29 protein-coding genes are annotated in these 26,834 nt (G+C 42.3%); 9 read left to right on the top strand and 20 right to left on the bottom strand.

Annotated features, from left to right (window positions below):
• Positions 1-3: 3 nt before the first annotated feature.
• Complete coding sequence (locus OHT75_RS03555) at positions 4-954, bottom strand: type 2 periplasmic-binding domain-containing protein (RefSeq protein WP_264725063.1); 951 nt, start codon at positions 952-954, stop codon at positions 4-6.
• Positions 955-1,265: 311 nt separating this feature from the next.
• Here OHT75_RS03555 and OHT75_RS03550 point away from each other — a divergent pair, with 311 nt between their 5' ends.
• Positions 1,266-1,670, top strand: coding sequence for a hypothetical protein (locus OHT75_RS03550; RefSeq protein WP_264725062.1), 405 nt, complete (start codon positions 1,266-1,268; stop codon positions 1,668-1,670).
• Positions 1,671-1,821: 151 nt separating this feature from the next.
• Here the strand turns inward: OHT75_RS03550 and OHT75_RS03545 are convergent, their stop codons facing one another.
• The 4 genes from OHT75_RS03545 to OHT75_RS03530 form a co-directional block, all read right to left on the bottom strand.
• A complete protein-coding gene (locus tag OHT75_RS03545; protein WP_264725061.1) occupies positions 1,822-2,223 on the bottom strand; it encodes an ACT domain-containing protein in 402 nt (133 codons plus the stop codon).
• On the bottom strand, positions 2,207-2,470 hold the full coding sequence (locus OHT75_RS03540; RefSeq protein ID WP_264725060.1) for a hypothetical protein: 264 nt from the start codon (positions 2,468-2,470) through the stop codon (positions 2,207-2,209). Before OHT75_RS03540 ends, OHT75_RS03545 begins: the two co-directional genes overlap by 17 nt.
• 48 nt (positions 2,471-2,518) lie before the next feature.
• Positions 2,519-4,075, bottom strand: a complete 1,557-nt coding sequence (locus OHT75_RS03535) for a sensor domain-containing diguanylate cyclase (RefSeq protein WP_264725059.1) — start codon at positions 4,073-4,075, stop codon at positions 2,519-2,521.
• Positions 4,076-4,288: 213 nt separating this feature from the next.
• Positions 4,289-4,528 (bottom strand): hypothetical protein, encoded by a 240-nt coding sequence (locus tag OHT75_RS03530; RefSeq protein WP_264725058.1) that lies wholly within the window; start codon positions 4,526-4,528, stop codon positions 4,289-4,291.
• A gap of 97 nt (positions 4,529-4,625) precedes the next feature.
• On the opposite strand from OHT75_RS03530, the gene OHT75_RS03525 reads away from it, so the two are divergent.
• The gene (locus tag OHT75_RS03525; protein ID WP_406681957.1) at positions 4,626-5,810 is read left to right on the top strand and encodes a chemotaxis protein; all 1,185 of its coding nucleotides are present in this window, start codon (positions 4,626-4,628) and stop codon (positions 5,808-5,810) included.
• A 177-nt stretch (positions 5,811-5,987) separates the two neighbouring features.
• Here the strand turns inward: OHT75_RS03525 and OHT75_RS03520 are convergent, their stop codons facing one another.
• The 11 genes from OHT75_RS03520 to OHT75_RS03470 form a co-directional block, all read right to left on the bottom strand.
• Positions 5,988-6,383 (bottom strand): DUF3465 domain-containing protein, encoded by a 396-nt coding sequence (locus tag OHT75_RS03520; protein WP_264725056.1) that lies wholly within the window; start codon positions 6,381-6,383, stop codon positions 5,988-5,990.
• 85 nt (positions 6,384-6,468) lie between these two features.
• Positions 6,469-7,239: an ABC transporter permease gene (locus OHT75_RS03515; protein WP_264725055.1), complete on the bottom strand. Its 771-nt coding sequence runs from the start codon at positions 7,237-7,239 to the stop codon at positions 6,469-6,471.
• Positions 7,239-8,174 (bottom strand): ABC transporter ATP-binding protein, encoded by a 936-nt coding sequence (locus OHT75_RS03510; protein WP_264725054.1) that lies wholly within the window; start codon positions 8,172-8,174, stop codon positions 7,239-7,241. The genes OHT75_RS03515 and OHT75_RS03510 overlap by 1 nt, the downstream gene beginning before the upstream one ends.
• Before the next feature lie 76 nt (positions 8,175-8,250).
• The gene (hpt, locus tag OHT75_RS03505; protein ID WP_188840333.1) at positions 8,251-8,778 is read right to left on the bottom strand and encodes a hypoxanthine phosphoribosyltransferase; all 528 of its coding nucleotides are present in this window, start codon (positions 8,776-8,778) and stop codon (positions 8,251-8,253) included.
• A 7-nt stretch (positions 8,779-8,785) separates the two neighbouring features.
• Positions 8,786-9,445: a flavin prenyltransferase UbiX gene (locus OHT75_RS03500; protein ID WP_264725053.1), complete on the bottom strand. Its 660-nt coding sequence runs from the start codon at positions 9,443-9,445 to the stop codon at positions 8,786-8,788.
• 48 nt (positions 9,446-9,493) lie between these two features.
• The gene (gene mpl / locus OHT75_RS03495; protein ID WP_264725052.1) at positions 9,494-10,870 is read right to left on the bottom strand and encodes a UDP-N-acetylmuramate:L-alanyl-gamma-D-glutamyl-meso-diaminopimelate ligase; all 1,377 of its coding nucleotides are present in this window, start codon (positions 10,868-10,870) and stop codon (positions 9,494-9,496) included.
• Between the two features lie 116 nt (positions 10,871-10,986).
• Complete coding sequence (gene folE, locus OHT75_RS03490) at positions 10,987-11,646, bottom strand: GTP cyclohydrolase I FolE (protein WP_264725051.1); 660 nt, start codon at positions 11,644-11,646, stop codon at positions 10,987-10,989.
• A gap of 22 nt (positions 11,647-11,668) precedes the next feature.
• Positions 11,669-12,046 carry a dihydroneopterin triphosphate 2'-epimerase gene (folX, locus tag OHT75_RS03485; RefSeq protein ID WP_264725050.1) on the bottom strand — a complete coding sequence of 126 codons (378 nt, stop codon included), beginning with the start codon at positions 12,044-12,046 and terminating at the stop codon, positions 11,669-11,671.
• A 126-nt stretch (positions 12,047-12,172) separates the two neighbouring features.
• Positions 12,173-15,244: an efflux RND transporter permease subunit gene (locus OHT75_RS03480; RefSeq protein WP_264725049.1), complete on the bottom strand. Its 3,072-nt coding sequence runs from the start codon at positions 15,242-15,244 to the stop codon at positions 12,173-12,175.
• Positions 15,245-15,250: 6 nt separating this feature from the next.
• Positions 15,251-16,336, bottom strand: a complete 1,086-nt coding sequence (locus OHT75_RS03475; RefSeq protein WP_264725048.1) for an efflux RND transporter periplasmic adaptor subunit — start codon at positions 16,334-16,336, stop codon at positions 15,251-15,253.
• A 1-nt stretch (position 16,337) separates the two neighbouring features.
• Positions 16,338-17,420 (bottom strand): efflux RND transporter periplasmic adaptor subunit, encoded by a 1,083-nt coding sequence (locus OHT75_RS03470; RefSeq protein WP_264725047.1) that lies wholly within the window; start codon positions 17,418-17,420, stop codon positions 16,338-16,340.
• Positions 17,421-17,589: 169 nt separating this feature from the next.
• On the opposite strand from OHT75_RS03470, the gene OHT75_RS03465 reads away from it, so the two are divergent.
• Positions 17,590-17,988: a thiol-disulfide oxidoreductase DCC family protein gene (locus tag OHT75_RS03465; RefSeq protein ID WP_264725046.1), complete on the top strand. Its 399-nt coding sequence runs from the start codon at positions 17,590-17,592 to the stop codon at positions 17,986-17,988.
• A complete protein-coding gene (locus OHT75_RS03460) occupies positions 17,985-18,785 on the top strand; it encodes an SDR family NAD(P)-dependent oxidoreductase (RefSeq protein ID WP_264725045.1) in 801 nt (266 codons plus the stop codon). Before OHT75_RS03465 ends, OHT75_RS03460 begins: the two co-directional genes overlap by 4 nt.
• 103 nt (positions 18,786-18,888) lie before the next feature.
• Here the strand turns inward: OHT75_RS03460 and mdh are convergent, their stop codons facing one another.
• Both mdh and OHT75_RS03450 read right to left on the bottom strand, forming a co-directional pair.
• On the bottom strand, positions 18,889-19,824 hold the full coding sequence (gene mdh, locus OHT75_RS03455; protein WP_264725044.1) for a malate dehydrogenase: 936 nt from the start codon (positions 19,822-19,824) through the stop codon (positions 18,889-18,891).
• Positions 19,825-20,093: 269 nt separating this feature from the next.
• Entirely contained in the window at positions 20,094-20,438 is a 345-nt protein-coding gene (locus tag OHT75_RS03450; protein WP_264725043.1) for a hypothetical protein, read from the bottom strand.
• A 251-nt stretch (positions 20,439-20,689) separates the two neighbouring features.
• Between OHT75_RS03450 and OHT75_RS03445 the strand changes: the two genes are divergently transcribed.
• Positions 20,690-21,139 carry a GNAT family N-acetyltransferase gene (locus OHT75_RS03445; protein ID WP_264725042.1) on the top strand — a complete coding sequence of 150 codons (450 nt, stop codon included), beginning with the start codon at positions 20,690-20,692 and terminating at the stop codon, positions 21,137-21,139.
• Between the two features lie 82 nt (positions 21,140-21,221).
• Here the strand turns inward: OHT75_RS03445 and OHT75_RS03440 are convergent, their stop codons facing one another.
• The gene (locus tag OHT75_RS03440; RefSeq protein WP_264725041.1) at positions 21,222-22,016 is read right to left on the bottom strand and encodes a ribonuclease H family protein; all 795 of its coding nucleotides are present in this window, start codon (positions 22,014-22,016) and stop codon (positions 21,222-21,224) included.
• A 132-nt stretch (positions 22,017-22,148) separates the two neighbouring features.
• The gene (locus OHT75_RS03435) at positions 22,149-22,919 is read right to left on the bottom strand and encodes a DUF4097 domain-containing protein (RefSeq protein ID WP_264725040.1); all 771 of its coding nucleotides are present in this window, start codon (positions 22,917-22,919) and stop codon (positions 22,149-22,151) included.
• A 279-nt stretch (positions 22,920-23,198) separates the two neighbouring features.
• Between OHT75_RS03435 and yjjX the strand changes: the two genes are divergently transcribed.
• The 4 genes from yjjX (at position 23,199) to OHT75_RS03415 (ending at position 26,832) form a co-directional block, all read left to right on the top strand.
• The gene (gene yjjX / locus OHT75_RS03430; RefSeq protein ID WP_264725039.1) at positions 23,199-23,756 is read left to right on the top strand and encodes an inosine/xanthosine triphosphatase; all 558 of its coding nucleotides are present in this window, start codon (positions 23,199-23,201) and stop codon (positions 23,754-23,756) included.
• Positions 23,757-23,786: 30 nt separating this feature from the next.
• Positions 23,787-24,275 (top strand): GNAT family N-acetyltransferase, encoded by a 489-nt coding sequence (locus OHT75_RS03425; RefSeq protein ID WP_319803623.1) that lies wholly within the window; start codon positions 23,787-23,789, stop codon positions 24,273-24,275.
• A gap of 154 nt (positions 24,276-24,429) precedes the next feature.
• Complete coding sequence (locus tag OHT75_RS03420) at positions 24,430-25,470, top strand: NADP(H)-dependent aldo-keto reductase (protein WP_264725038.1); 1,041 nt, start codon at positions 24,430-24,432, stop codon at positions 25,468-25,470.
• A 129-nt stretch (positions 25,471-25,599) separates the two neighbouring features.
• A complete protein-coding gene (locus OHT75_RS03415; RefSeq protein ID WP_264725037.1) occupies positions 25,600-26,832 on the top strand; it encodes an aminotransferase class V-fold PLP-dependent enzyme in 1,233 nt (410 codons plus the stop codon).
• Positions 26,833-26,834 lie beyond the last annotated feature (2 nt).

Raw genomic sequence — 26,834 nt, 5'->3', positions numbered from 1 at the left:
TTCCTAATCTTGATCTTGAAAATCTGACCTTAATTTCAACAAGGTACGATTTTTATTTTGCAACTCTGCCCAACCTTTTTTAAAACCCTCAAAACTAAAAAAGAGTTCATCAAAGCTGCCATCGCTGATGGCAATCTTCAAACCACGCTCAATTCGATTAGCTAACGCAGTGTCGTTATTATTTACAAAAAAATAAATGGGTGATGGGTAATTCAGTAGCAATGACCCTTCAATGACTAAACCTTTGTTTGCATGACTTAGTTGCTCAGCCCAAATTTCATATAATCCTCGAGGAAAGTAATCAAACCGTTTATTGGCTAGCATTGGAAATAAAGAATCTGATTGAGTCGCTGTGATAAGTGGCATGTCATTGGCTGCCATAACATCAGCATCGGGCCACTGCGCCCCTTGCCCTGCAATAAGCCCTCTTAAATCATCAAGACTGTGAATGTTTTGAAACCTTAAGGCATCCTCTTTTCTAATAAGAAAAATGCGATAACTGTTAAGACCTTTTAAAATAGATATTTTAATTGGACGTATCTGCCCTTGACGCTCAGTGCTGTTTGCTGTCCACATCACATTGAGTAAATGAGTATCTTTAGAAAGTTCAGCAATAAGCCTATGAGTAGTATATTTTTCATTGAGATAGGATATTTTGTAAGGACCATCTGTGGAAACGGTTTTATCCAAGGCTAATGCCAACAACTTTGGAAAATAAGATACATGGTTTTCAACCAAGTCCTTGTCCATTGGTATACGTACTTGTAAAACCGTGCCTTTTACTGGTGGTGTGTTTACACTCAAGGCTTGGCTTGCGTTGACCCCGTAGTTAAAACAGAGCAAAAATAACAGAGTAATAATGGGTAAAAATAAATCAATAACACGGCATAATGCCACACCATCATAAATCACCTTGTGATTTAATCGTTTTAATGAAAAATAACCTATCGCCATGCAAAACTCCCCTGTCATTGCACCTCAATATCGATGTTAACTATATACTATTTACGCAAGTAAGGTGGCAGGTAATAATTTATTGCTGTTACAGAGAGTTATAATCTTAAAATCATTTTTCACAACTTAAGTGTAAAACACTTTGCCACCTAAATTCACCATACATTTTTCATCTACAGCATTCAGAAATCTCAATCATTACAGTGCATGCTAATGATATAAATGCCGTAGATGGCTAGACTAAAAATTAATTTGTATATGAAAATAATCTTATGCTATTACTTTATCAAACACTCAAGATAAGGTGACTTATGTCGATTGAGCATGGTGAGTTTAGCATTAGCCTTGAAGGCAGCATTATAAAAACCAAGTTGATGGGCTCATTCAACGAGTTTGGTGCAAAACGCTATACCGAGGCGGTAATTGAGGTTGTTAAGCAACTGGAAGGCAAGCCATTTGCCATTTTAGTTAATAACTTAGAATTATTTGGCGGCACGCCTGAAGCGTACCAAGTACTTGAGGAATACAATAAATGGGTTAATCAGCAACACATGTTGGCCAAAGCCTTTGTGTTCAATGCCGCTATTTTAGCTACCATAATGAAAAATATGTCACCTTCTATGAAGGCCGATAATATTCAGATGTTTAAGACCCTAGAAGACGCCGAATCTTGGTTAGAAGCCGTATTACAACAACATGTTAAAATTAACGCCTGATATTTATTGTGCTCAATCAAATTAACAGCGCTGCAACCAACCTAATCCAGCTATCTAATCGCTAACTCCCCATAGCCCGCTATGTGTATTGACATCATTCATCATGGTTCAGGATCAGGCTCATGGCTTAACTCTTATCATCTTATGATGACTATTCTGGTAATGCGAACTCTTGTAATGCAACCAGTGCCGCAGAGGCTTTAGCTGATGGGACAAAAATATGGTCGTGGTAATAAGCAGCAATAACATTTGCGCTGATCCCTTTCGCGGTTAACTTTGCAGCAACCGCTGCAGTTAAGCCCACAGCTTCTAAACTGGAATGCACAGACAGAGTAATTTGACAAAACGTTTGCTCAAAAACTAAACCAGCCTTTATGGCCTCAAGCTTTTCAAGTACCAAAGTTAACCCTTCTGGCTCCATAAAAGTCGCGATGGGATTTAGTGCTAAATAATCACCTAAACGACCTTTAACGCTACAAAATACCCATTCAGTCTCAAGTAATTGTGGCTGCATAGACTGTAAAAGTGTATTTAGATCAGTAATGCCTGACATTGAACCCCTTAATTAACGATAATATTGATGAAGCTTTTTTGAGTATCAACCAAATCGCTCTGATGATGAATAAAAACATCCCTAAACACCCTAAAAACACAAACAACATACTCAAGGGTAAAAACCAGCTTTCAATTAAGACATTATTTTCATCAAGATATTGATAATAGCGAGTTTCAATATAGCCAAATGCGATGCCGATGATCAATAACAAGCCACTACACCAGAGTAATTTATGTTTCATCATGGCCCTCAACTGCGGTTAACAGATAAACACACTGTGCTGACTTAACCTCTAGCTAACACGCTGATTGTATGTTTCCATATCATAGGTATACACAACACATTTGTTACGGCCATTTTCTTTGGCTTGATAGAGGGCTAAATCTGCTTTTTTACACAAATCTTGAAAACTATAAAGGGCAAAGGCCTGACTTTCAGCCACGCCAATACTGACAGTGACCTTAGCATCACCATAAAATTTTGATTGTTCAATCTCGGTGCGGATCCGTTCTGCTAAAATTGAGGCGGTTTCCAAATGGGTATCTGGTACGGTAATGACAAATTCCTCACCACCATAGCGACCCACAATATCCACTTTTCTAACGTTACGCTTGATAACAGAGGCAACATTAATAATGCCTTGATCACCCGCATAATGGCCATGTTCGTCGTTCAATTGTTTGAAAAAATCGATATCTATCATGATAACGCTAATAGGCTGATCATTTCTCATCGCGATATCAATGGCTTCATTAGATAAGCGCTCTAAAGACATACGGTTATACAATTTACTTAACCCATCCATAGCTGCCAGTTTTTTGGTATTACAAAGCATATCGAACAATTTAACCAACAACCATAAAATAATCACAAACATAGACACGATAAGCAAACGACCATAAATGTTTTCAACCACGATACTTTGTAATTGACGCTCAGAAAGCTGATAAGCTACGTAAAATTTGCCTTTAATCAAACTCGATAAAATGTAATAACCACCAGAAAATGGCATTAATTTATAGTGAATAAGCTGTTCATCTAGCTGCAAATCCACATCATCTAAATCTTTAATTGCCTTATTGGCAATCACCTTACCTTTATCAGAAAGCAGGCTAATGTTATTTTCCAACATGGGTAAATCAGCATGTAAAACATTGTTCAGGTATGCTAAACCAATATCTAACGATACCGCCCCTTTGAAAGTATCGTGATAATTAACTGGCGTTGATATTGAAATCATCAACCCAGCTCCAGCAGCATCATCATACAAATCAGACACCACAGTTTCTTGATTAGGATTTTGCTCTGGCGTGGCAATTTTCCAAAACGGTTTAGAATAGATATATTCAGCAAAATGGAATTGCTCAACAGGTACACTCGGACTCAGCAAGATAAAGCCATTTTGTGAAGTGTAATACGACCATAAAAATTGCTGACTTTTCGCCGCTAAGGGGGCGGATAAATTTAAGCTTAATACCGCGTTGATTTCAGACCATTTTTCAGCATCGACATCCGCTAATGATCCTGCCCCAGTTAAATTGGCTTTCAATGGCTTACCCGCGAAGGTTTCATCGCCTTGCAAGCCATAAGTATTTATTGCGGGGAAGTTTTTAAATGAAGAAATTAATGGGTGCGGTGTTGACCCAATATTTAAGTCGAAATTCAAAATCAATTGCTCTTTAATTGATTCGTTGTAAGCAATGGCTACATCTAACATCTGGCCCATTTCACGCTCATTGTCTTTTAATGAGGAAATAAGCTGCTTTTCAACACTTTTATGACCTTGATGATAGACAATAGTCAGCCCTCCTCCCCAAAGGATAATGATAAGAAAGTAAAAAAATTTCATATCTTACTCTTCAACATAATGTGTTGCGCGCCTCGCAATAAATGCACACTCACTTCAAAATGGTGACTCTGGTTCAGTCCTAAAAAGTGTGACTGACAGTATTTATCAGATTAGCAGTGATTTACTTACCTTGCTGAATACTTACTCTAAAATACCACTATTTCACTTGTGTATGTGATGCGTGTAGATTTTCGTATTTCGCGGAACTGCGCTTTACTCAGAATCAGTGTCTAGCGCTAAATCAAACTGATTGATGAATGCTGCGCTTGTAAGCTGCATATTCCAATATCGCGTGTTGCGATACAAAGAGAGTATTTGTTCAATCAATACTGCACAAACTAAGCTAAAGCTAAACGGGTTTGAATCACTTTGACTGTCACCCCATATTCGCAACGGTATCGAAGGTGAATAACCGATAGATGCTGTAAACTGATGATGTTTAGCCCGTTTCACACCAATAGTCACCACTTTAAAAAAGTGGTAGATTACACTTACACTTCATACATTTACGTTATTTTTTATCATTATTTTTAGAGGTTATGTTATGGGTATGGCTAAAAAGATATTTATGGTATCGATAATGCTGCTGGCTTTATCCAGTTGTTCTTTACTCGAGGTCAAATTAGAGAGCGGCATCGAACCTTTACCGCAAGCACAGCTAAATATGCGGGTCTTTAGCAGAGATTTCAGCAACAATTTTTACAGCGAAGTAGAAACAAGTGCCGACAAAATCATTTTGTTAGCCTCTAATCCAGAAAATAATCCCCTCACCACGGCTGAGTTTGTGGCGTTAAAGTCCAATAGCTTAATGTGGAAAATTAACAGCGAACAAGCTTTACAGCGCGCCATATTTCAAGCATCCCCCATATCTGCAATGGTAGATACCTGGGTATTAACCGCGCAAATGAATGCCTTTTTCTCATCGGGTAAGGGTTATCAGCTTTTTGGCGAGCATCAAGCTATCGCCATCTCAGCAAGTGAGCGTTTACAGGCTAATTTTGAACGAACCATTAAAGGCTTGGTAAAAGCGGGGGATTTTGAACAATATAAACAATTTATCACCCAATATGTTGCTGAAAACCCCATTACCGATATGACTTTTACTCGTACATCCGCTTTTAATGCATGGTTAGCATTTAGAAACATCAGCGAGTTTGAAGCAGTCACCACCTTTGGTTCAGTACCTGAAGTGATGAGTGACATTTCAGATCGCATGGCGATGATCGCCGATCAAACCCCTAAGTTATTAAGCTGGAAAGCCGAATTGTATGCATTGCATTCCAACATCAGCGCCGATGAACTACAAAAAACCTTAGCCAGCATCAACAATACATCCGCTCATTTTCAACAATTAATGGCGCAAAGCCCCGAGATGATGGCCAGTTTAGCCAGTGATTTACGCAAAGAACTATCGCCACTGTTAACCCAATTAAGTGAATCCACTGATGATAAGTTGGCACAATTATCTATCGAGCGTCAGGCGTTAGAGTTAATGGTTAAAAACGAGCGCTTAGCGTTAGAACAAATGATCGCCCGCGAGCGTATTGCGGCAGCGGCAAATCTGGATGATATTTCAAAACATACTGTAGAAGTGGTCTTTAAAGAATTAACCCACACGCTGAAAAGTTTAATTTTATACTTTGTGTTGTTCCTGTTGGTGATCTTTTTTGCCCCATTAGGGTTAGGTGTATGGCTAGGTAAACGAATGGCGTTAAAGTCTGAAATGCAAAAATAATGAAAAGATAAGCGGATGATTTACCCAACTTGAGCCTGCTTGAAGTGAAATTATCAGCCGCTTAAAGGGCTGGCAAACCCACTGACACAAACTCGAAACAACAGCCATCATCACCGCTGCTTGTTGGGACAGGAAACACCACGTTGACTGTCCCTCTTAAAGCCTTTTGGGCTCGATTTACTCGTACACCTGCCCATTATGTTTTAACCAACCATGTGGATGACGATTTTGTCGATCTTTATGTGTCCAATGAACAACCCCGCCCTTGATGTTCCATTCATATTCACCATAAAATTCAACACCATCACCAGCCTTTAAATGCGGGATACCAGGTGCTAAATCAATGTTATGAGCAACAAGTAAAGTTTGGCCGCTACTGAGCCTTAAAATGAATTTTTGATGCTTTGAGCCCTCGTTGTCGTCGGGCAACACTTTGACGACCTGTCCAAATCCTTGAACCTGAATGTCACTTTGCTGCGATTGATAAGCTTGTTGTAAAACCGTGTCATTGGCATACAGGTTAATCGAAGAGCAACTTGCAACCACCAACCAAAAAGCTAAAAACCATTTCATAAAACTGTCCCTGTTAAATTATCACCCCAAATCAAACCCACTCGGTTGTGAGCCATTATGACTCACAACCCATTGGCCATTAACGCTAGCTACGCAATCCTATACCACGAGAAATGAGGTAATACGCCACAAACCATAAGGTGGCACAAAAGCCGACCATAATAGCGATGGATAAAGGAATGCTGATATCGGCAAACCCTAAAAAGCCGTAGCGGAATACGTTGATCATATACACCACAGGATTTAATCCTGACACGCCTTGCCAAAACTCAGGCAATAATGATAACGAGTAAAACACGCCACCAAGATAGGTCAATGGAGTTAATATGAAGGTAGGAATAATGCTGATGTCGTCAAAGCTTTTGGCAAATACCGCATTAATTAACCCGCCAAGGGCAAACAGCACTGAGGTTAAAAATACGGTCATGATAACCAAGCCAACATGATGCAAGCTGAGGTTAACAAAAAACATTGCCACTAGGGTCACAATCAAGCCAACGCATAGACCACGGGCAACACCGCCACCAACATAACCGGCTATCATCACATAATGCGGTACAGGCGCGACCATGATTTCTTCAATATTGCCCTGAAACTTGGCACTGTAAAACGATGAAGCCACGTTAGAATAAGAGTTGGTAATAACCGACATCATAATTAAACCAGGGGCAATAAACTCCATGTAACTTACGCCGCCCATCTCACCAATTCGGCTACCGACCAAGTTGCCAAAAATGAGAAAATATAAGGTCATGGTGATGGCTGGCGGCACTAAGGTTTGTACCCAGATGCGGGTAAAACGATTGATTTCTTTAATCAAAATACTTTTAAAGGCTATCCAATAAAGACTGTTCATTATTTTGCCTCCTTGGCTTTTTCGACTAATTCAACAAACAATTCTTCAAGGCGATTAGCTTTATTGCGCATCGATAACACTTCAATATTCAACTCGCTGAGTTGGCTAAATAAGTCATTCAAGTTATTGGCTTTGGCCACATCAACTTCAAGGGTGTGATTATCGATCACACGGCAGCTCATATTGGTTAATGCAGGTACGCTTTGAATGTCATGGCGGATATCTAAAATGAAGGTTTCGACATCCAGCTTGCTCAGTAAGCTTTTCATGCTGGTGCATTCAATCAATAGACCTTTATCAATAATGCCGATATTGCGGCACAGCATTTCGGCTTCTTCAAGGTAATGCGTAGTCAGAATGATGGTTACACCTTGCTGGTTAATTTCCTTTAAAAACTCCCACATTGAACGGCGCAGTTCAATATCAACACCCGCGGTAGGTTCATCAAGAATAAGCAATTTAGGCTGATGCATTAATGCACGGGCAATCATTAAGCGGCGCTTCATGCCGCCTGATAAGGCACGCGCCTGACTGTCGCGCTTTTCCCATAAATCAAGCTGGGATAAATATTTTTCAGCTCGTTGAAACGCAATGTGTCTTGGTACACCGTAATAACCGGCCTGATTAACCACGATTTGTAGCACGGTTTCAAACTGATTAAAGTTGAACTCTTGCGGCACTAAGCCAATGCACAATTTAGCCTCTTCAAGCTGTTGGTCGATGTCAAAACCAAATACCTTAACGCTGCCTGTGGTTTTTTGCACTAATGAGCTGATAATACCAATGGTGGTCGACTTACCCGCACCGTTAGGGCCTAGCAGAGCAAAAAAATCGCCTTGGTTAACGGTTAAACTAATGCCTTTTACCGCGTGAACTCCGCCTTTATAGGTTTTTTGCAGGTTTTCGATCACCAAGGCATTGGCGTTATCACTCATATTGATATCCTTTTCTGATCTGTTAGGGTGAAAAAAACTCCCGCATTTGCGGGAGTCATCTTATTTGTTTGCTCGCTTACAACGGCACTACTTTAGCGATGTAAGGCAAGTTACGATATTGCTCTGCGTAATCAATACCATAACCGACGATAAATTCATCAGGAATAGTCATGCCGATAAAGTCTACTGGCACATCCACTTCACGACGCTCAGGCTTATCCAATAGGGTACACAGGGCTAAACTTTTTGGGTTACGCAATAATAAAATCTCACGCACCTTGTTCAATGTGTTACCTGAGTCAATTAAGTCTTCCACAATTAACACGTCGCGATCGCCAATGTCAGATTGCACATCTTTTAAAATTTTCACATCACGAGAACTAGTGGTGGCGTTGCCGTAACTTGATACTGACATAAAGTCGATTTCAACATGGCCTTTAATACGACGACATAAATCGGCCATAAAGACCACTGAGCCTTTTAATAAGCCAACCATAAGCAAACGTTCGCTATTGGCATAGTGGGCGTTAATACGCTCGGCTAATTGGTCTAATGTTTGGTTGATTTCTTCGGTTGAAATCATAGGTTCAATCGTGTGTTTCATACGGTTCTCAATTATCGATATCTTGGGGGGCATCAGTGCCATAACCCCAGCGATTTGTCAGTGCGTGTGCAATTCCCAAATGATCCAGAATTCGGGAAACCATGAAGTTTACCAGATCTTCTATCGATTTGGGATTATGATAAAACCCCGGCGCTGCAGGCATAATGGTTGCGCCATTGCGCGTTAGGCTTAACATATGCTCTAAGTGTATGGCACTAAAAGGGGTTTCTCTAGGAACAAGGATTAATTGACCGCGCTCTTTTAGTACCACATCAGCGGCACGCTCTAATAAATTATTACTCATTCCTGTGGCAACTGCGGCTAATGTGCCCGTTGAGCAAGGGCAAATGACCATTTGCTTCGGCGCTGCACTTCCTGATGCTGGCGGAGAAAACCACTCATCTTTACCTAACACCACTAACTCACCCGATAAGGTAATTTGCTGCTCGGCAAAATAACTGAGTAATTGTTCACGCGCCTTATCAGGGTTTGCACTTAATTGCAGTGCATGTTCTGTGGCTAATACCACTCTAGCGGCGCTAGATATCATCAAAAAAACCTGATAATCAGCCGCAAGAAGGCATTGCAGTAATTTAATACCATAAGGTGCCCCCGACGCTCCGGTCCAAGCTAGGCTAATTGCTTTGTCTTTTCTGGCATAAGCCATGTTTAATCCTTATTCAGTACTCCCCTAATCGCTGCTTGAGCGCTGGGGTTATTGACTCAGCAATGCCTGAATGATTTGCTGATGAATACCATTAAAGCCGCCGTTACTCATTACCACAATGGTGTCACCAGGATGAGCAGATTGGCTGACCTGAGAGACAATATGGCCGATATCGTCGCTAACGGTGACGGGGATGGTTGCCGAGCGCATATTGTCGGCGATATCCCAGCCCACGTTGCTAGCCTGATATAACCAAGCTTCATTTGCTAGCGCCATTGAGCTGGCTAAAGTGTCTTTGTGTACGCCGCTTTTCATGGTGTTTGAGCGCGGCTCTAGCACCACGATGATTTTGCCATCGCCCACTTTAGCGCGTAAGCCTTTTAGCGTGGTTTCTATCGCCGTTGGATGGTGAGCAAAGTCATCATAAACCGCAATATTATTTGGCGAGGCCAGTAATTCCATCCGCCTTTTTGGTGGGCTAAATTGAGTTAAAGCTTCAATGGCATTAACCGGTGTGACCCCGACATGCCTAGCTGCTGCAATGGCCATTACCGCATTTTCAATATTATGCTGACCAATTAGGCCCCAATCTAAAGTGCCCTGCGATTGGCCTTTAAAAAACACTTCAAACTTATGCCCATCGGCGGCAATACATTTGCCCTGCCAGCCGCAATTATCCGCTTGCTGGCTAAAGGTTTCTTGTTCGCTCCAGCAGCCCATATCAATCACATGTTGCACGGCAGCAACATCTTTAGGCCAAATCACTTTTCCTTCACCAGGGACGGTACGGATGACATGGTTAAACTGACGCTGAATAGCGGCTAAATCGGCAAAGATGTCTGCATGGTCAAATTCTAAATTATTGATGACCAATGTGCGTGGGCGATAATGAACAAACTTAGAACGTTTATCGAAAAAGGCACTGTCGTATTCATCAGCTTCAACTACAAAAAAGGGCGAGTTGCCTAAACGCGCTGACACGCCAAAGTTTTGCGGCACACCGCCTATTAAAAATCCTGGCTCGTATCCACAGTATTCTAATATCCAAGCTAACATACTTGAGGTGGATGTTTTACCGTGGGTGCCCGATACCGCAAGAACCCAACGGTTTGGCAGAATATGTTCTGATAAAAATTGGGGGCCTGAAGTGTACTTTATCCCGCGGTTGAGGACCGCTTCAACGCACGGATTACCGCGGCTCATGGCATTACCTATCACCACTAAATCGGGTTGGTCTTTACCTTCTTGACCTAATTGGGAAGGGTCAAAGCCTTGAATTAATGCAATACCCTGTTGCTCTAGCTGAGTGCTCATGGGGGGATAAACATTGGCATCACTGCCCGTCACTTTGTGCCCCATGGCGCGTGCTAATAATGCCAAACCGCCCATAAAGGTGCCACAAATGCCAAGAATATGTACGTGCATGCAAAAACTCTATTTAAGAACAATTGAGCGTTATTCTACCCAGTAGCAAAGGCATTGTCAGTTAACAATGCCTTAATTTCGCTTCATATTGCTCAATCAGGGGTGCATCGAGTTTTTTAGGCAGCTAGAAACTCTGCTCGGGTAGATGCATTGGTTTTGAAGCTCCCTCCTAATGCCGTTGTTTGGGTGCTCGAGGTGGTGTCCATAATGCCACGCGATTTAACACAATAATGGGTCGCATTGATGCTCACGGCCACATCTTCAGTATCAAGTAAGGTTTGCAATGCCACCAATACTTGCTGAGTTAATCGCTCCTGCACCTGAGGGCGCTGGGCAAAGAATCGCACGATGCGATTAATCTTTGATAAGCCAATAATTTTGCCTTTAGGGATATACGCGACCTTGGCGATGCCATCTATGGTGATAAAGTGATGTTCACAGGTGCTAACCACACTGATATTGCTCACTTTAACCATTTCCTCTACGCCCATTTTATTATCAATTTGGCTAATTTTTGGAAAATTGGCGTAATCCAGTCCGGAAAATATTTCATTAACATACATTTTCGCAATCCGATGCGGTGTTTCCGCTAAACTGTCGTCGGCTAAATCAAGCCCTAACGTTGCCACAACTTCGGTCATTAATCCCTTGATTCGTTGATACTTTTGTTCAGAGGTTAATTCTGATGGTAATAATGGTGTTTCTAACCCATGCTCAACTAATGCTGACTGCACTTTTAGTGCGGCTGCTGAAATCATATTATTTGCTGCTGACATAAGATAAGTCTCGTAAGTAAGGTTAACGACGGTGCTCTAAAGATAGGGACACTGAATCAGCGAACCTTAAAGCATGTGGCTTGTCGATGGTGACTTTAGCCAATGTCACTGAGGGATGTTCACTGCAAATATCGACCACATCAGCAACTAATTTTTCGAGTAATAAAAATCGCCCTTCTTCAACATGCTGAATCACCTTTTTAGTGATCACTTTATAGTTCAATGCGTCGGCAACATTGTCTGTTTGAAATGATTTGTCTGCCGGATAGTGGATTTCAATATTGATCACCACATCCTGCTGCTTCTCCCTTTCCTCAGGGTTAAAGCCGATAAAAGTGCGTAAACGCAGATTGGTGACATTAATAATCGCTTGGCTATAAGCCCCTGCTGTTAAGGACATAATATTGACTCTAATTTAACTAACATGAACCTTGATACGACGTAAAATAGACAAAGGTTCACATGCCAATAAAAAAGCCCTATTCAACGAATAGGGCTTTAACAACACACGCTAGGCTAAATTGACTTAGAAGCTTGTGTAATCACGGTATTTCACATTGAAGAAAATAATGTAAAACACTGGCACAATCAGCAGTGTCAGTACGGTGGCGACACCTAAACCAAACATGACTACAGCGGCTAATGATTCAAAAAACGCATCGGTAATTAACGGTAACACCCCCAAGATGGTTGTCACCGCTGCCATACACACAGGCCTTACGCGGCTAACAGTTGACTCAAACACCGCCTGAAAGATTTCTTTGCCCTCGTTAATTTCGGTGTTGATTTGATCAAGCAATACAATGCCGTTTTTCAGCAACATGCCCGATAAACTGAGCATGCCTAATAACGCCATAAAACTAAAGGGCTTATCAAGAATGATTAACCCTGAGGTAATACCAATAAGGGCCAAGGGAACACAACACCAAATCACCAATGGTTTACGCACCGAGTTGAATAAAAATACAGTAATTAAAAACATGAATAAGAAACCCAATGGCAAGGTGGCAAATAATGACTCTTGCGCATCACTTGATGATTCAAATTCACCGCCCCATTGCAGCTCATATCCTGGTGGTAGCTTGATGGCTTCAACCTGCGGTTTCACTTTAACAAATAATGCTGCTGGCAACAGATCATAGGCAAAATCAGCATCGGCAAACACGGTTAAGGTGCGCTTTCTATCACGACGTTGAATGATGGGGTCTTCAAATTTGACATCAAAGCCATCAACAACTTGCTGCATCGGCACAAAACCTTTAACCACAGGGCTCCATATACGCAAGCTTTCCATTGACTCAATATCGATACGCTCCTCTGCGGGTAGTCGTCCAATAATTGGCAGCAAGGTTGTTCCTTCGCGGTATACCCCAATTTGCACGCCTGAGAAAGCAAATAGAAACGACTTATCGACATCACTTTTAACAATCCCTAAACGACGCGCTTGGGTTTCGTTAAAACGAGGCGATATGTATTTTACCCGTTCACGCCAGTCATGGCGCACGTTGACCGTACCGGGGGTTGCGTTGAAAACACTCATTACCTGTGCACCAATTTCACGCAGAACGTCAGGATCAGGACCGCTGATCCTGGCTTCAATTTTGGCATCGGTGGATGGACCAATTTCTAAACGTTTAAACTTAAGCTGAGTTTGGGCAAAATGCGTTTCAGCAAACTCTCTGAAAGTTAACATGACGTTTTCTAAGGTATCAAAACTGCTCGTTCTAATGGCAATTTGCCCATAAGCACTAAAATTTTTCTCTGGCGAGTAGGTTAACAAGAAGCGCGGAAAGCCTTTGCCTATGGTTGAGGACACAAATTCGACATTGGCTATGCTGGCCGCTTTGGCTTCCATAGCTTCAATGATATTTTGTGTTTCACGAATATCTGTGCCTTCAGGCATCCATACATCCACCAAAAATATTGGCGTTGTCGATGGCGGAAAGAAAGATTGCTTAACGTATGCAAATCCAGCAACAGATGCCACAAAGGTAATAATGACGGCTATGGTACTGGCCCAGCGGTATTTCATGCAAATATTCAGTAGCACTTTGTAATACACAAAAAATGCCCCCGCGTAGGGATCTTTTTGCTCACCTTCTTGTTGTTTATCGCCTTCTACACCAAAAAACATTTGCGCAAAAAATGGGGTGATCGTAATCGCGGTCACCCAAGATAAAAACAATGAAAACAGCAATACCCAAAATAATGACCCGGCAAACTCACCCGTTGCATCAGGCGATAGCCCGATGGGCGCGAATGCAGTAATTGCAATCACTGTAGCGCCGAGTAATGGCCACATGGTTTGTTTAACAATGGCTTGTGCCGCTTCAAGTGTGGTTTGCCCTCGCTGACGGCCTATGAGTATGCCCTCAACCACCACAATGGCATTGTCCACCAGCATACCTAAGGCAATAATCAATGCCCCCAGTGAGATACGTTGTAGCTCAATCTCAGCCTGTAACATCAACATAAATGTGCCAAGGCAGGTTAAAAATAAAATTAACCCGATCAAAATACCGCTTTTCAGCCCCATAAAGACCAGCAGCACACCAATAACAATCACGACTGCTGCGATAAGGTTCCATACAAAGCTGCTAACAGACGCATCAACCTCATTAGGTTGGTTATACATGGTTTCGATTTTCATGCCTGCTGGACGGGCGTTGTCAATGGAAGCTAACTTGGCATCAACCAACTTACCGACTTCAACCACGTTAACCCCAGATGAAAAAGAAATACCTAAATTGATTGCACGGTTTTGATTAAAACTTAACAGGTTAGTGGGAATATTTTGAAATCCACGCGATACGGTAGCAATGTCTTTTAAGTAGATAAGTTTATCGCCAGAGGTGCCAGGAATAATTAATTCCTCTAACTCTTGTACTGATTTAAACCCGCCGCTAGTGCGAATTTTTAAGTTATCACCCGCCACTTGAATGTTACCGGCATCGGATACTAGGTTTTGTGAATTAAGTAAGTTGGTGACTAATTGTGGATCAATGTTTGAACTGGCCGCTTTATTAAGCGACATTTCCACAAACACTTGCTCCTGTTGTTTACCGGCTAAAGACACTTTGCCTACGCCTGGGATCAACTCTAATTCACGTTTAACGTAATCGACATAATCTGAAATATCACGGTAGCTGTAATCTTTACCACTGACCATCAACATGATGCCGTAAACATCACCAAAGTCGTCGTTCACCATGGGCGGACGGGCACCTGGCGGCAAGCTAGATGACATATCATTGACTTTACGACGTAATTCATCCCAAATTTGCGGCAATTCATTCGGGCCGTAATTGTTTTTCATTGTCACTGTAATTTGTGACATACCAGAGGTACTTAACGACCGAATTTTATCGATATAAGGTAATTCTTGAATCGCTTTTTCAACTAAGTAGGTCACCTCTTCTTCTACCTCGGTTGAGGTCGCGCCGGGGTAGAGGGTAACCACAACGGCATCTTTAATGGTAAATGGTGGGTCTTCTAACTGGCCTAAACCAGTGAATGCCATTAAGCCCCCCACAAGTAAGATCAGAGTAAACATCCAACTAATAACGGTATTTTTAACGAAATAACCTGCAATATTCATAGTGGATTATCCTTTGACCAATTCAACATGTTGGCCGTCAAGTAATCTTGAGGCGCCAACGGTAACAATTGTTTGGCCATCTTTTAGCCCTTCAACCACTTCAATTTGATCGCCCACGATCACCCCTAAACGCACCGCTTGATATGTCACGGTTTGCGATGCGGCATCATATAACCACACGCCACTTTCCTGTTTAGCCAAATCATCGCCGTCTTTCATCACCACGGCATTAATCGGCAGTAAATATTCGCGATTATAGGTATAGGTAATATTGCTTAAGTTAATCGACACTTTTGCGGGCATCCCCTCAAGCACTTTAAAACTGGGGTCTAAATCGACCACTATGGTGGCGATATAAGTGGAGGTTTTTGGATCTTTTTCGGTATTAACCTCCAATAAATGCCCGTTGAAATACTGCCCTTCAAATGCTTCAAACTGCACTTTAAGTGAGCCTTCTTCTTTACCGCGATATGCAACAGCAATCAGGGTGTCGGGCATTTGAATGTCCACTTCAATTTGATCAACTTTTTGAACACTTAATACCGCAACACCCGGTTGAACGTTTTCAAATGACTCTAAAAATACATCACTGACCATGCCATTAAACGGTGCGCGAAGTACGGTATATTGCAGGGTTAACTCAGCTTGCTTGGCTTGAGCTTTAGCCACTAAATATTGTGCATTGATTTGATCGTATTCAGCTTGCGCCATGAGTTTTTTATCCACCAGCTGCTTCACCCGCTTGGCTTGTTTCTCAGCAACTTCCATACGCGCTTTGCGATCTTCAAGGGTAATTTGATAATCGCGCTTTTCTAATACCGCAAGCACCTGACCTTGTTTGATCTCTTGCCCTTTCGCCACCGGAATTTGCGCAATACGCCCTTCCACTCGAAAAGATAATCGGGTTAAATCTTGCGCTCGAGAAACACCGTTAAACTCTCGCAACACCTGATTATCAACGGTAGGTAAAGTGTAGGTGTCGATTAAAGTCGGTTTAGCCAAGATTTGCTCTGCTGGCTGACAAGCACTGAGCACAAAACCTAATACCAACAGGCTTAATACGCGATAGTGCTGGGAATGGGAAATTTGCATATTACAGTCCTCGCTCCTTGATCCATTGTACTGCGGCATCACCGTCTGCTAATTCTGAAGCACCAGCAACCACCAACCAGTCTCCGTCTTCCATGCCCGACATGAGTTGACCGTTTTGAAGTTTTACCGCCACTTTTTCAACTTTATTATCATGGGGTAACCATCTAAAGACAAAATGCTGCCCCTGCTGTTCGACAATCGCCCCCGCTGGAATGGTCGGGTTACTTTGTGAACCTCTATATGGCAATTTAACTTTAACTGAAGCGGCCATACCCGGTAATACATTCAGCTTTTCAGGCATGGGTAAGGTTAAAATAAGCGTGTAACTGCCGGTACTGGCATCGGCTAAGGTACTCATTTCTTTTAATGTTGCGGGATACCATATTTGGCGACTATCAAATTTTACTTCAATATTGTTAACCGATGAACCTTGTTGGTTGTGACGTTGAATCGCCCCAATAAATTGTTCAGGCAGTTGAAAACCTACATCAATAAACGACTCAGTTCTGATCCCCAGTACCGACTCTTGCGCTTTAACAAATTCAAAGGCGCGTTTATCTCGTTTTGAAATCACCCCATCGTAGGGTGCAAGAAGTTTGGTGTAGGTAAGATCGGTTTTGGCTTTATCTAATGCCGCGGTTGCGATGGTAAAATCACTTTTTGATTGGTCATAATCATTACGCGATACCACGCCTTGATCCACCAGCAAACTGTTGCGCTCAAATAACACTTTGGCAAGCTCAAACTGGGCTTTTGCAACCTCGTATTGCTGCTGATATAAGTCACTGTCCAACTCCGCTAACACATCTGCGGTTTTCACATGCGCCCCTGGACGCACATGAATTTTGGCAATTTGCCCGGCGACCCTAAACGATAGTGCGGCTTTATCCGATGCCCTAACTTCTGCAGGTAGCACTCTTTCGCGATGACCTTTGCCAATATCCAGTTGAATCACTTTAACCGGGCGAGCAGATAATGTGTCGCGAGCCATAGCAGCATCTTCAGCCTCAACCTCGTGGGAAAAAAGCATCAAATTAGTCAAAACAAGTAGCAGTAACCCATTAAAAGGTAAGCAGCGTTTCATAGTGAATTGATCCATCAATAACAAAAGTGAACAAAGTGTAACACTTTCGAGCGTTAAATCATCACCACTGTGCAATGCATAAACAGCAACCCAAAATAAAATCAGATCTAAACCATCGAGCTTTGCGTATAATCAGCATGGTTCACCTATCAGTTAGAAGGTTCATAGCATGGAATTAACCATTTTTTATGACAGTGCTTGCCCACTTTGCGCCAACGAAATGGCGCAGCTTAAAAAACATGATAGGCTGCATAAAATTCATTTAGAAGATTTGAATTCAGCAGATTTATTAACACGCTACCCCACACTTGATATTGAAAAAGCCAATACCATTTTGCATGGATTAACATCTGATGGAAAAATGTTACTAGGCTTAGATGTCACCGCAATGGCATGGGGATTAACGGGTAAACATTGTTGGGTCAAACTGTTGCGTTTACCGCTAATAAAACCCGTTGCAGACAAAGCTTATCTTGCCTTTGCCAAAAATCGCTACAACATTTCGTATTTGTTGACCGGCAAAAAACGCTGTACGACAGATTCTTGTTCAATCGAGCCTAAAGCATGACAACCAACAGCTATGTGATTATCGGCGCGTCATCGGGTATCGCTAAGGCCGTCATTTCTGAGTTAATTGCTCAGCATACTGAGCAGCAACTCACGGCGAACATTATTTGTATTAGCCGAGGTAAGCTAGATATTGTTGTTGATGATGAGTTAATCAAATTAAAATTGCTCACATGCGATTACCACCCGACATCAATTGATAAAGTTTGTCAGCAATTACAATGTTTTCGCGGCTCGATTGTTAGGGTGTTTATTTGCAATGGCATACTGCATCAAAATACAGATGAAAAAATTGACGCCCCTGTAAATCAGCAACAACAGCTTAATATCACCCCAGAAAAACGCCTTGAAGATATCGATGCTGCAGCATTAATGTGGTTGTTTGAGGCTAACAGTATTACCCCAATGATGTGGCTTAAATACCTTACTCCGCTTTTAACTCCCAATGACACCGCCACAAAATGTGTGGTTTCGGTGTTGAGTGCGAGAGTTGGCAGTATTAGTGATAACCAACTGGGTGGTTGGTACGGTTATCGAGCCTCAAAAGCTGCTCTAAATATGCTGATAAAAACCACAGCAATTGAATACGCGAGAAGATTAAAACACGTTAAACTTATCGCCTTCCACCCTGGTACAACCGATACGCCATTATCTAAACCCTTTCAAGCAAATGTGCCTAAAGGCAAATTGTTTACGCCTGAATTTGTGGCAAAACAGTTAATTGATATTGCAGATAACAGTGATGTTGATGGTACCGCTAGTTTTGTAGACTGGGCAGGTAACAATATTACTTGGTAACGGCCAACTCAAGCCAAGGTTAAAGTTGAAGCTGAAGTTATCACTAATTTAGGGCATAAAAAAACGCGAAGCATTGCTTCGCGTTTTTAATGAGTGAGAAGAATTACTTAACGAATTCAACACCTAATTTAATGTCACCTTTTAGGGTATCTAGCATGGCATCACGAGCGTTAGCTTCAAATGCACTGATTTCACCATAAGGTAATACTTTTTCTACGCCGTTTTTACCCAGTAAAACTGGCTGTGCGAAGAATTCAGCATGTTCACTGCCGCCATCTACGTATGCACATTCAACCACGTTTGCTTCACCTTGAAGGCCACGTACTAAAGACAAACCAAAGCGACATGCTGCTTGGCCCATTGATAAAGTTGCGCTACCGCCACCGGCTTTAGCTTCAACCACTTCAGTACCAGCATTTTGAATACGCTTAGTTAATGCTGCAACTTCTTCATCAGTGAAGCTTGCGCCTTCCACTTGTGAAAGTAGAGGAAGAATAGTCACACCGCTATGGCCACCAATCACATTAATGTTCACGTCAGCTACGTTCAAACCTTTTAATTCAGCAATGAAGGTTTCGCTGCGGATAACGTCAAGCGTTGTGATACCGAATAAACGGTTTTTGTCATAAACACCGGCATTTTTTAACACTTCAGCAGCAATCGCTACTGTGGTGTTTACTGGGTTAGTAATGATACCCACTAATGCTTTAGGGCAAGTAACAGCCACTTTTTCCATTAGGTTACGAACAATACCCGCATTGATATTAAATAGATCTGAACGATCCATACCAGGTTTACGCGCAACACCAGCAGACATTAATACCACGTCAGCATCAACTAATGCTGCTGTTGGATCTTCACCAGCAAAACCTTTTACTTCAACGTCAGTTGGGATGTGACTTAAGTCAACCGCAACACCAGGAGTAACCGGAGCGATGTCATATAGAGACAACTTTGAGCCCGCAGGCAGTTGAGTTTTTAACAATAAAGCTAAAGCCTGGCCAATACCACCAGCAGCACCAAGTACAGCAACTTTCATAATCATCTCCATCTATTTATGCAATGTGTGACATAGATCTTCTATCTATTGTGGCGTCACATTACTGGATTGGCGTAATAATTTCAATTATCCATTAGTGGAGTGTGGTAAATAAGTGTTTACTGTAAATCAGCCAACAAAGGCGGGGTGTTTAAATACAGGGGTTAGATCATTGTGCTATGAGATATGACAAGCATCCGCAAGTTTAAATACGGGTAATGGAGCATAACTTTTATATCAACCTTACCTGAGCTGAATATCGGTTTTAATTAGGCTTCAAACACAGTCTCAGTGCTTTTTTGGCCAATATGCACTTGATACAGTGCCGCTGGAGGCTGTTCTCGTTCGATTAAATAACTCCAATAATCATCATCCAAGGCGCTAATAAAACCCGTTTCTCCTCGGTCGTTCAAAATCAATCGCCACCAAATAACACCCCATAATCCAAAGGTCATTAAGGTTAAACAGAAATGCAGCGGATGGTTAATCGACTGCTCAGCTTGACGCTTGTTAGTAGCAGGCTCATTCAAGGTGTCATTGATACAAGTATGATGAGTTGATGAACAATTTATAGTAGGATGCCGATGCACCCTGAATTGATATTGCTTAGTCATAATTCACCTTCAAATAATCATAATCACAATATTGGCAATTAAAGGCGAGTAATCAGCAGATGTTGCACACATCACGATTAACATAACCAGGTTAATTTGGATAAATTAACTGGTTAACACTGACCTCTAACCAAAGTTGAGATTGAATAACGAATACCTTAAGTCGAATAGATTAAGCATAGTAGACTTTAGTCGAATAGATTAAGCATAGTAGACTTTAGTCGAATATCGACCCTAAAAAGAGATAAAAAATGAAAATAAGAAAAGGTCAATTAACCGATTTAACCGCCCTAGTGAACTTTAACCAAGCGATGGCGATGGAGACTGAAAAGCTGCAGTTAGATAATGACACCCTTACCCTTGGTGTGAATGGTTTATTAAGCCACCCTGAGCGTGGTTTTTATTTAGTGGCTGAAGTTGATGGCGACATTGTTGGTTCATTAATGGTGACATTTGAATGGAGTGATTGGCGCGCCAGCCAATATTATTGGATCCAAAGCGTCTATATTCGTCCACAAAACCGACGCCAAGGTATTTACGGCAAGCTTTATCAAGCCGTAAAAGACATGGCCGCGGCTAATGGGGATGCGGCAAGTTTCCGCTTATACGTTGAGCATGAAAACAAACCCGCACAAAGCACTTATGAAGCCTTAGGCATGGAGCAAAGTCACTACTTAATGTATGAAGAAAAAGTAAAATAGTCCTGCTCTAACGCCCTAAAATTATCGACTGAAAACATAACGGGCCATGCGGCCCGTTTGTCTATTATCAGTAAAGAGTTATTTAACCTGCGCGCATCGCCATAATGGCAGCTAGATTCAGAGGTTGAGGATACTCGACAAAATCCCTTTGTTGCTGATCAACTGCATAAATTGACATTCTATCGGCCAGCTCATTGCCTTCAATACCCACGTGGGCAGCAACGTGCACAATATCAAAACGATCTTTAAATTGATCATACAAGTCATGAGCCTGTTTAATCAGTGCTAAATTGGCAATCTCGCCGCCTTTACGGGTCCAACCTTTGGCTTTCCAACCGTAGGCCCAATTGCTAATACAATTAATTGAATATTGTGAGTCACTGTAAATTCGCACGCTTAAGTTATCGTTCAGTGCGCTCGCTGCCATTTTGATCGCTTCATGTAAGGCGTTCAATTCAGCGGTATTATTCGTGCCATTGGGATTAAACAGCCCATACCATAAGTTTGACAGTTTACCGTTGCGATACGCAACCACACCTGAACCGGCTTTGCCTGGGTTAGGATCGCAGCCGCCATCTGTGTAGAGCACAAGATCAAATTGACTTAATGCCTCTGGTTGATGCTCAGCCACACTGGCTTTATTTGCAGATGTTATTGGTTTAGCACCTTTATTAGCAGCGCTTTTACTGGCAGAGCTTTGAGTCGAAAAAATCGCTTTATTTGCCGATTGGGCAAAAGCCGCTTTTGCCTCAGTTTCAGTAGGAAACGATTTATACTTTGCACCGGAAAACTTATCAACCTGACGTTTAGCTTCATCCCAAGTGGTATAAATACCCGGTTTGTGTCCTTGCCAAACCACATAAAACTTCTTTGCCATCAGTAATGTTAACTCTTAATCATACCCAAAGGGCGATCATGCCATGCTCACCTAAATCAGTCTATCGCTGAAAAGGCGAGCCCATGCTAAACATCTGCAACAATTCCCGCAAACGGTGGCGATTCATACCGTTTACAGATTAACTTCACCTTCGATATGTTGATAATTAACCGCGCCAGAACCCGCGCTATGGATAGTTAATCCTTTGGCATAATCCACATTAATACTGCCTGAGCCGTCATCTATGCTCACCAATCCAGACACACGCTGCACTGTCATACTGCCGGAGCCATCTTTGATGTCGACATTGCCATCTACATCAGTCAGTTCAATGCTGCCCGAACCATCTTGAATACTGACATTTCCCTGAACATTACTTGCGTGAATGCTGCCAGAACCATCTTTAATATTCAGTTGTCCAGCGCCATCTAAGGTAATGCTACCTGAACCATCTGTGAGGGTAATATCGGTGTTCATACCTTGAATATCGATAGATCCTGAACCATCGGTGAGATCCATTTTTAGGTTTTTCGGCAATGTTAAAGTCACATCAATACGTGGCGAATCCGACCCACTCCAGTTAGAGTGTTGCTCTACCTGAGCAATTAATTTTGCCTGAGAACCTGATTTAACAAGACTTAAGGTAACCTCGTTATCATCCTCGGCAAACACATCGGCGTTGACAGTAATTTTATCGGTAGATTCATCACCTTTGATGATTAACATACCAGCACCGGTTTCAGCGATAAGCTGCTCAATATCGGCGGCATCGAGGCTCAAGACTCGCTGCTTTTGTTCTAGCTCACTGGCAATGCTATATGACACATTAAAGACATCGGTATACATCACTAATAGTGCGGTCGCTGCGCCTACTAATACTAATTTGGTTTTCATGGTGGCCATGTTGCTCATCCTTGTCGATATAATTGGCTGATATAGCATCAAAACGATAAAGAGCATGAAAAACTATTGTTGTTCATCTTAATGATGCTGGGGTTAATGTATACCAAGCAATTCACGCGCCAAAATTTAAGTGATTGTTTTATATAACGGGTAATCAATTATTGATTGGCACCATAAGTCAAAAACACTAACAGTTACGACTTTTCACTCATTTCATTTATACACTTCTGCTATCATGGCGTTTATATTTGTATCAATACAATCAGTAAAACGCATCATATGACTCAACAACATATTTCCATTTTGGTCGGCTCCAACAATCCTGTAAAAATTGGCGCTGCGCGCGATGCTATTGCACAGTATTTTCCAGATGCTCACATTGAGTGCCACGGCATGCATGCCCCATCTTTGGTTGCCGAGCAACCTATGACCGAAGCCGAAACTAAGCTAGGCGCAATTAATCGCGCTAGATTTTGTCAGCAGCATGCGATTGAGACGCATCAGCCCGCCAATTTTTATATTGCAATGGAAGGTGGAGTGGACCAATTTGAGCATGGTGCTGCCACTTTTGCTTACATGGCCATTATTCATCAAGGTAAATTAAGCATTGGCCGCAGCGCATTGTTGCCTTTACCCGCAAAGGTCTTTCACGCACTCGAAGCCGGAGAAGAGCTGGGACATGTCATGGACAGACTGTTTAATACGGACAATATTAAACAAAAAGGCGGCGCAATTGGATTGCTTACCCAGGGCTTAGCGACCCGTGGCAGTATTTATACGCAAGCCATAGTGTTAGCCATGGCGCCTTTTATCAATCCAGCATTTTTTGCTGAATAATTCACATTATCCCTTGTTGAGTAACTCATTATGTCTTCAACGTCACCCATCATTAGACTATTAACCGCCAATGATGATGCAGGGATCGCCAAAGTGATCCGCTTAGTGTCAGCAGAATATGGGCTAACCCCAGATAAAGGGTTTAGTGTGGCAGACAAAACCTTAGATTGCTTAAGCCAAGTGTATAGTAGCGATTGTGCGTGCTACTGGGTTATAGAACTTGATGGCAAGATTATTGGTGGCGCAGGTGTGGCGCCTCTTGCTGGGCATGCTGCTATTTGTGAGCTGCAGAAAATGTATTTTTTACCTGAGGTGCGCGGTAAAGGGCTGGCTAAAACGCTGTCTAATTTAGCCTTTGAATTTGCTAAAAAGCAGGGCTTTATACAAATCTATTTAGAAACCACAGCGGTATTAGTTGAAGCCTTAGCCTTATATAAAACCCTGGGGTTTGAACGCTGCCACCACTTAGGTGAGACTGGCCATGACGCCTGTGAAATCGCGATGATAAAAACACTTTAATCCACTCACCTGTATCGCATCTGACCATTCACATCTGCAACTAAAAAGATTTAGCTTGTTTTTTAAGCAACACTTTTACTGATGAATCAATAACCTTTGCAATCTGCTCAAAGCTTGATAGCCTCAAAGCAAGGGTTTCCATCAGGAGGATGATATGGAATATCGACGTCTTGGGCATTCAAGCCTAGAAGTTAGCAAGATCTGTTTAGGTACCATGACTTGGGGTGAACAGAATACTGAATCAGAAGCATTCGAACAATTAGACTTCGCCATTGGCCAAGGTATTAACTTTATTGATACCGCAGAAATGTATCCCGTGCCGCCAACGGCAGAAACGCAAGGTGAAACTGAGCGTATTTTAGGGCACTACCTAAAAGCCCAAGGCAACCGTGATGAGCTTATTATTGCCAGTAAAGTGGCCGCGCCAGGCCTTAAAGGAGATTACATTCGCCCCAATATGGCATTGAACTGGCGCAACATCCATCAAGCGGTAGAAGACTCACTCGCGCGCATGCAAATCGATACTATCGACTTGTATCAGGTGCATTGGCCAGATAGAAATACCAATTATTTTGGCGACATGATGTACAGCCATGACGACAAAGAGCATTACACCCCCATTTTAGAAACACTTGAAGCGTTAGCTGAAGTGGTCAAGCAAGGAAAAGTACGTTATATCGGTATTTCGAACGAAACGCCTTGGGGATTTATGCAATACCTGCGTTTAGCTGAAAAACACGATTTACCGCGTATTGTCAGCATTCAAAACCCCTATAACTTACTGAATCGTAGTTTTGAAATTGGCATGTCTGAAATTAGCTTGCGTGAAAATGTGCCCTTATTACCCTACTCGCCTTTAGCTTTTGGTGCCTTAACGGGTAAGTATGAACATGACCAATGGCCAGAAGGGGCACGATTAACCATCCATAAACGTTTTGCTCGCTACAACAGCACACCTATGGCACTGCAAGCAACTCAGGCTTACGTTGATTTAGCCAGAGAGTTTGGCCTAAGCCCTGCGCAAATGGCGCTGGCTTTTGTTAATTCTCGTCAATTTGTGGCATCAAACATCATTGGCGCAACAAATTTACATCAGTTAAAAGAGAATATTGACAGCCATAAAGTTATCTTGTCTGCCGAAATTTCAACCCGATTAGAGGAACTGGCACATTTATACCGATTCCCTTGCCCATAAATTGGGTAAAATTAACCTCAGCTTATTGAGCCCATCTCTTAACCAAAGTTGAGGTTAAATTAGGTTAACCTTGCATTAGGCATCAATATCATTGAAGATCTTGATGCCTTTTTAATGAGTGTTAAGTGAATGACCGAAAGCCAATTTGATCATCAAGCCATACGAAGCCAATTTCCTGCGCTGCAACAACAGCTAGGCGATAACCCTCTGTGTTACTTAGATACCGCAGCAACCAGTCAAAAGCCGCAGTGTGTTATTGATGCAATGAACCACTATTATCAGCTTGATAATGCCAATGTTCACCGCGCTGCCCACCAATTAGCCGCAAGGGCAACGCAGCAATATGAACAGGTTCGAGCTCAGGTACAGCGCTTTATAAATGCCGCCACAACTGAGCAAGTTATCTTTACCCATGGAACAACTGAATCCATCAATATGGTGGCGCATGGGTTGACTGATTTACTTAAAGCTGATGATGTAATTTTGGTGGATGGCGCAGCCCATCACGCAAATATTGTTCCTTGGCAAGCCCTCGCGCAACGCACCGGAGCCAAAGTCATCCCAATCCCGCTGGACTCAATGGGTTGCATTGATATTAGCGCTTATGACGCCTTGTTAACCCAAGCCCCAAAACTGGTGGCGCTATCGCATGTCACCAACGCCATGGGCACCATTAACCCCGTCAAAGCCATGGTAGCCAAAGCCAATAATGTCGGCGCCATGACCTTAATAGATGGCGCTCAGGCGGTGGCACATCTTGGCATTGATGTACAAGCTATTGATTGTGATTATTATGTTTTTTCTGGCCATAAAATGTATGGCCCAACCGGCGTAGGCATACTCTACGGCAAGCTTGATGCGCTAGAAAAGCTAACTCCTATGCTTACTGGCGGAGAGATGATCAAAACCGTCAGCTTTAATGACACCGCCTATGGTGCACTGCCCAATAGGTTAGAAGCCGGCACTCCTGCCATTGCTGCCGTCATTGGATTAGGTGCAGCGATTACCTTTTTAACTGAATTACCCCAAGCACTTATTCATCAGCATGAACAACAATTAATTGGCTATCTTCAGCAACAGTTAAGCCAATTAGGCGATATTAGCGTATATGGTATTACGCCTGACAATATCAATATTGGTGCAGTGGCGTTTAATCTGGCGAATGAGCACCATCAAGATGTGGGCATTTTATTAGATCAGCAAGGCGTGGCTATTCGTGGTGGTCATCATTGCGCGATGCCGTTAATGCAAAGCTTGCAAATAAAAGGCTGCTGTCGAGCCTCTATTGGGGTATATAGCAATCAGCAAGATATTGATCGCTTTATTAACGCACTTGCTGAAGTAAAATCCATTTTATTGTAAGG

Source organism: Shewanella subflava (assembly GCF_025971955.1).
Taxonomy (GTDB): Bacteria; Pseudomonadota; Gammaproteobacteria; order Enterobacterales; family Shewanellaceae; genus Shewanella; species Shewanella subflava.
Note: the sequence above shows the minus strand (reverse complement) of the source record. Positions and strands in the feature narration are given on the sequence as shown.

Coding starts and splice junctions, on each gene's coding strand:
- OHT75_RS03555 (WP_264725063.1), bottom strand. CDS start 954: ATGGCGATAGGTTATTTTTCATTAAAACGATTAAATCACAAGGTGATT.
- OHT75_RS03550 (WP_264725062.1), top strand. CDS start 1,266: ATGTCGATTGAGCATGGTGAGTTTAGCATTAGCCTTGAAGGCAGCATT.
- OHT75_RS03545 (WP_264725061.1), bottom strand. CDS start 2,223: ATGTCAGGCATTACTGATCTAAATACACTTTTACAGTCTATGCAGCCA.
- OHT75_RS03540 (WP_264725060.1), bottom strand. CDS start 2,470: ATGATGAAACATAAATTACTCTGGTGTAGTGGCTTGTTATTGATCATC.
- OHT75_RS03535 (WP_264725059.1), bottom strand. CDS start 4,075: ATGAAATTTTTTTACTTTCTTATCATTATCCTTTGGGGAGGAGGGCTG.
- OHT75_RS03525 (WP_406681957.1), top strand. CDS start 4,626: ATGGCTAAAAAGATATTTATGGTATCGATAATGCTGCTGGCTTTATCC.
- OHT75_RS03520 (WP_264725056.1), bottom strand. CDS start 6,383: ATGAAATGGTTTTTAGCTTTTTGGTTGGTGGTTGCAAGTTGCTCTTCG.
- OHT75_RS03515 (WP_264725055.1), bottom strand. CDS start 7,239: ATGAACAGTCTTTATTGGATAGCCTTTAAAAGTATTTTGATTAAAGAA.
- OHT75_RS03510 (WP_264725054.1), bottom strand. CDS start 8,174: ATGAGTGATAACGCCAATGCCTTGGTGATCGAAAACCTGCAAAAAACC.
- hpt (WP_188840333.1), bottom strand. CDS start 8,778: ATGAAACACACGATTGAACCTATGATTTCAACCGAAGAAATCAACCAA.
- OHT75_RS03500 (WP_264725053.1), bottom strand. CDS start 9,445: ATGGCTTATGCCAGAAAAGACAAAGCAATTAGCCTAGCTTGGACCGGA.
- mpl (WP_264725052.1), bottom strand. CDS start 10,870: ATGCACGTACATATTCTTGGCATTTGTGGCACCTTTATGGGCGGTTTG.
- folE (WP_264725051.1), bottom strand. CDS start 11,646: ATGTCAGCAGCAAATAATATGATTTCAGCAGCCGCACTAAAAGTGCAG.
- folX (WP_264725050.1), bottom strand. CDS start 12,046: ATGTCCTTAACAGCAGGGGCTTATAGCCAAGCGATTATTAATGTCACC.
- OHT75_RS03480 (WP_264725049.1), bottom strand. CDS start 15,244: ATGAATATTGCAGGTTATTTCGTTAAAAATACCGTTATTAGTTGGATG.
- OHT75_RS03475 (WP_264725048.1), bottom strand. CDS start 16,336: ATGCAAATTTCCCATTCCCAGCACTATCGCGTATTAAGCCTGTTGGTA.
- OHT75_RS03470 (WP_264725047.1), bottom strand. CDS start 17,420: ATGAAACGCTGCTTACCTTTTAATGGGTTACTGCTACTTGTTTTGACT.
- OHT75_RS03465 (WP_264725046.1), top strand. CDS start 17,590: ATGGAATTAACCATTTTTTATGACAGTGCTTGCCCACTTTGCGCCAAC.
- OHT75_RS03460 (WP_264725045.1), top strand. CDS start 17,985: ATGACAACCAACAGCTATGTGATTATCGGCGCGTCATCGGGTATCGCT.
- mdh (WP_264725044.1), bottom strand. CDS start 19,824: ATGAAAGTTGCTGTACTTGGTGCTGCTGGTGGTATTGGCCAGGCTTTA.
- OHT75_RS03450 (WP_264725043.1), bottom strand. CDS start 20,438: ATGACTAAGCAATATCAATTCAGGGTGCATCGGCATCCTACTATAAAT.
- OHT75_RS03445 (WP_264725042.1), top strand. CDS start 20,690: ATGAAAATAAGAAAAGGTCAATTAACCGATTTAACCGCCCTAGTGAAC.
- OHT75_RS03440 (WP_264725041.1), bottom strand. CDS start 22,016: ATGGCAAAGAAGTTTTATGTGGTTTGGCAAGGACACAAACCGGGTATT.
- OHT75_RS03435 (WP_264725040.1), bottom strand. CDS start 22,919: ATGGCCACCATGAAAACCAAATTAGTATTAGTAGGCGCAGCGACCGCA.
- yjjX (WP_264725039.1), top strand. CDS start 23,199: ATGACTCAACAACATATTTCCATTTTGGTCGGCTCCAACAATCCTGTA.
- OHT75_RS03425 (WP_319803623.1), top strand. CDS start 23,787: ATGTCTTCAACGTCACCCATCATTAGACTATTAACCGCCAATGATGAT.
- OHT75_RS03420 (WP_264725038.1), top strand. CDS start 24,430: ATGGAATATCGACGTCTTGGGCATTCAAGCCTAGAAGTTAGCAAGATC.
- OHT75_RS03415 (WP_264725037.1), top strand. CDS start 25,600: ATGACCGAAAGCCAATTTGATCATCAAGCCATACGAAGCCAATTTCCT.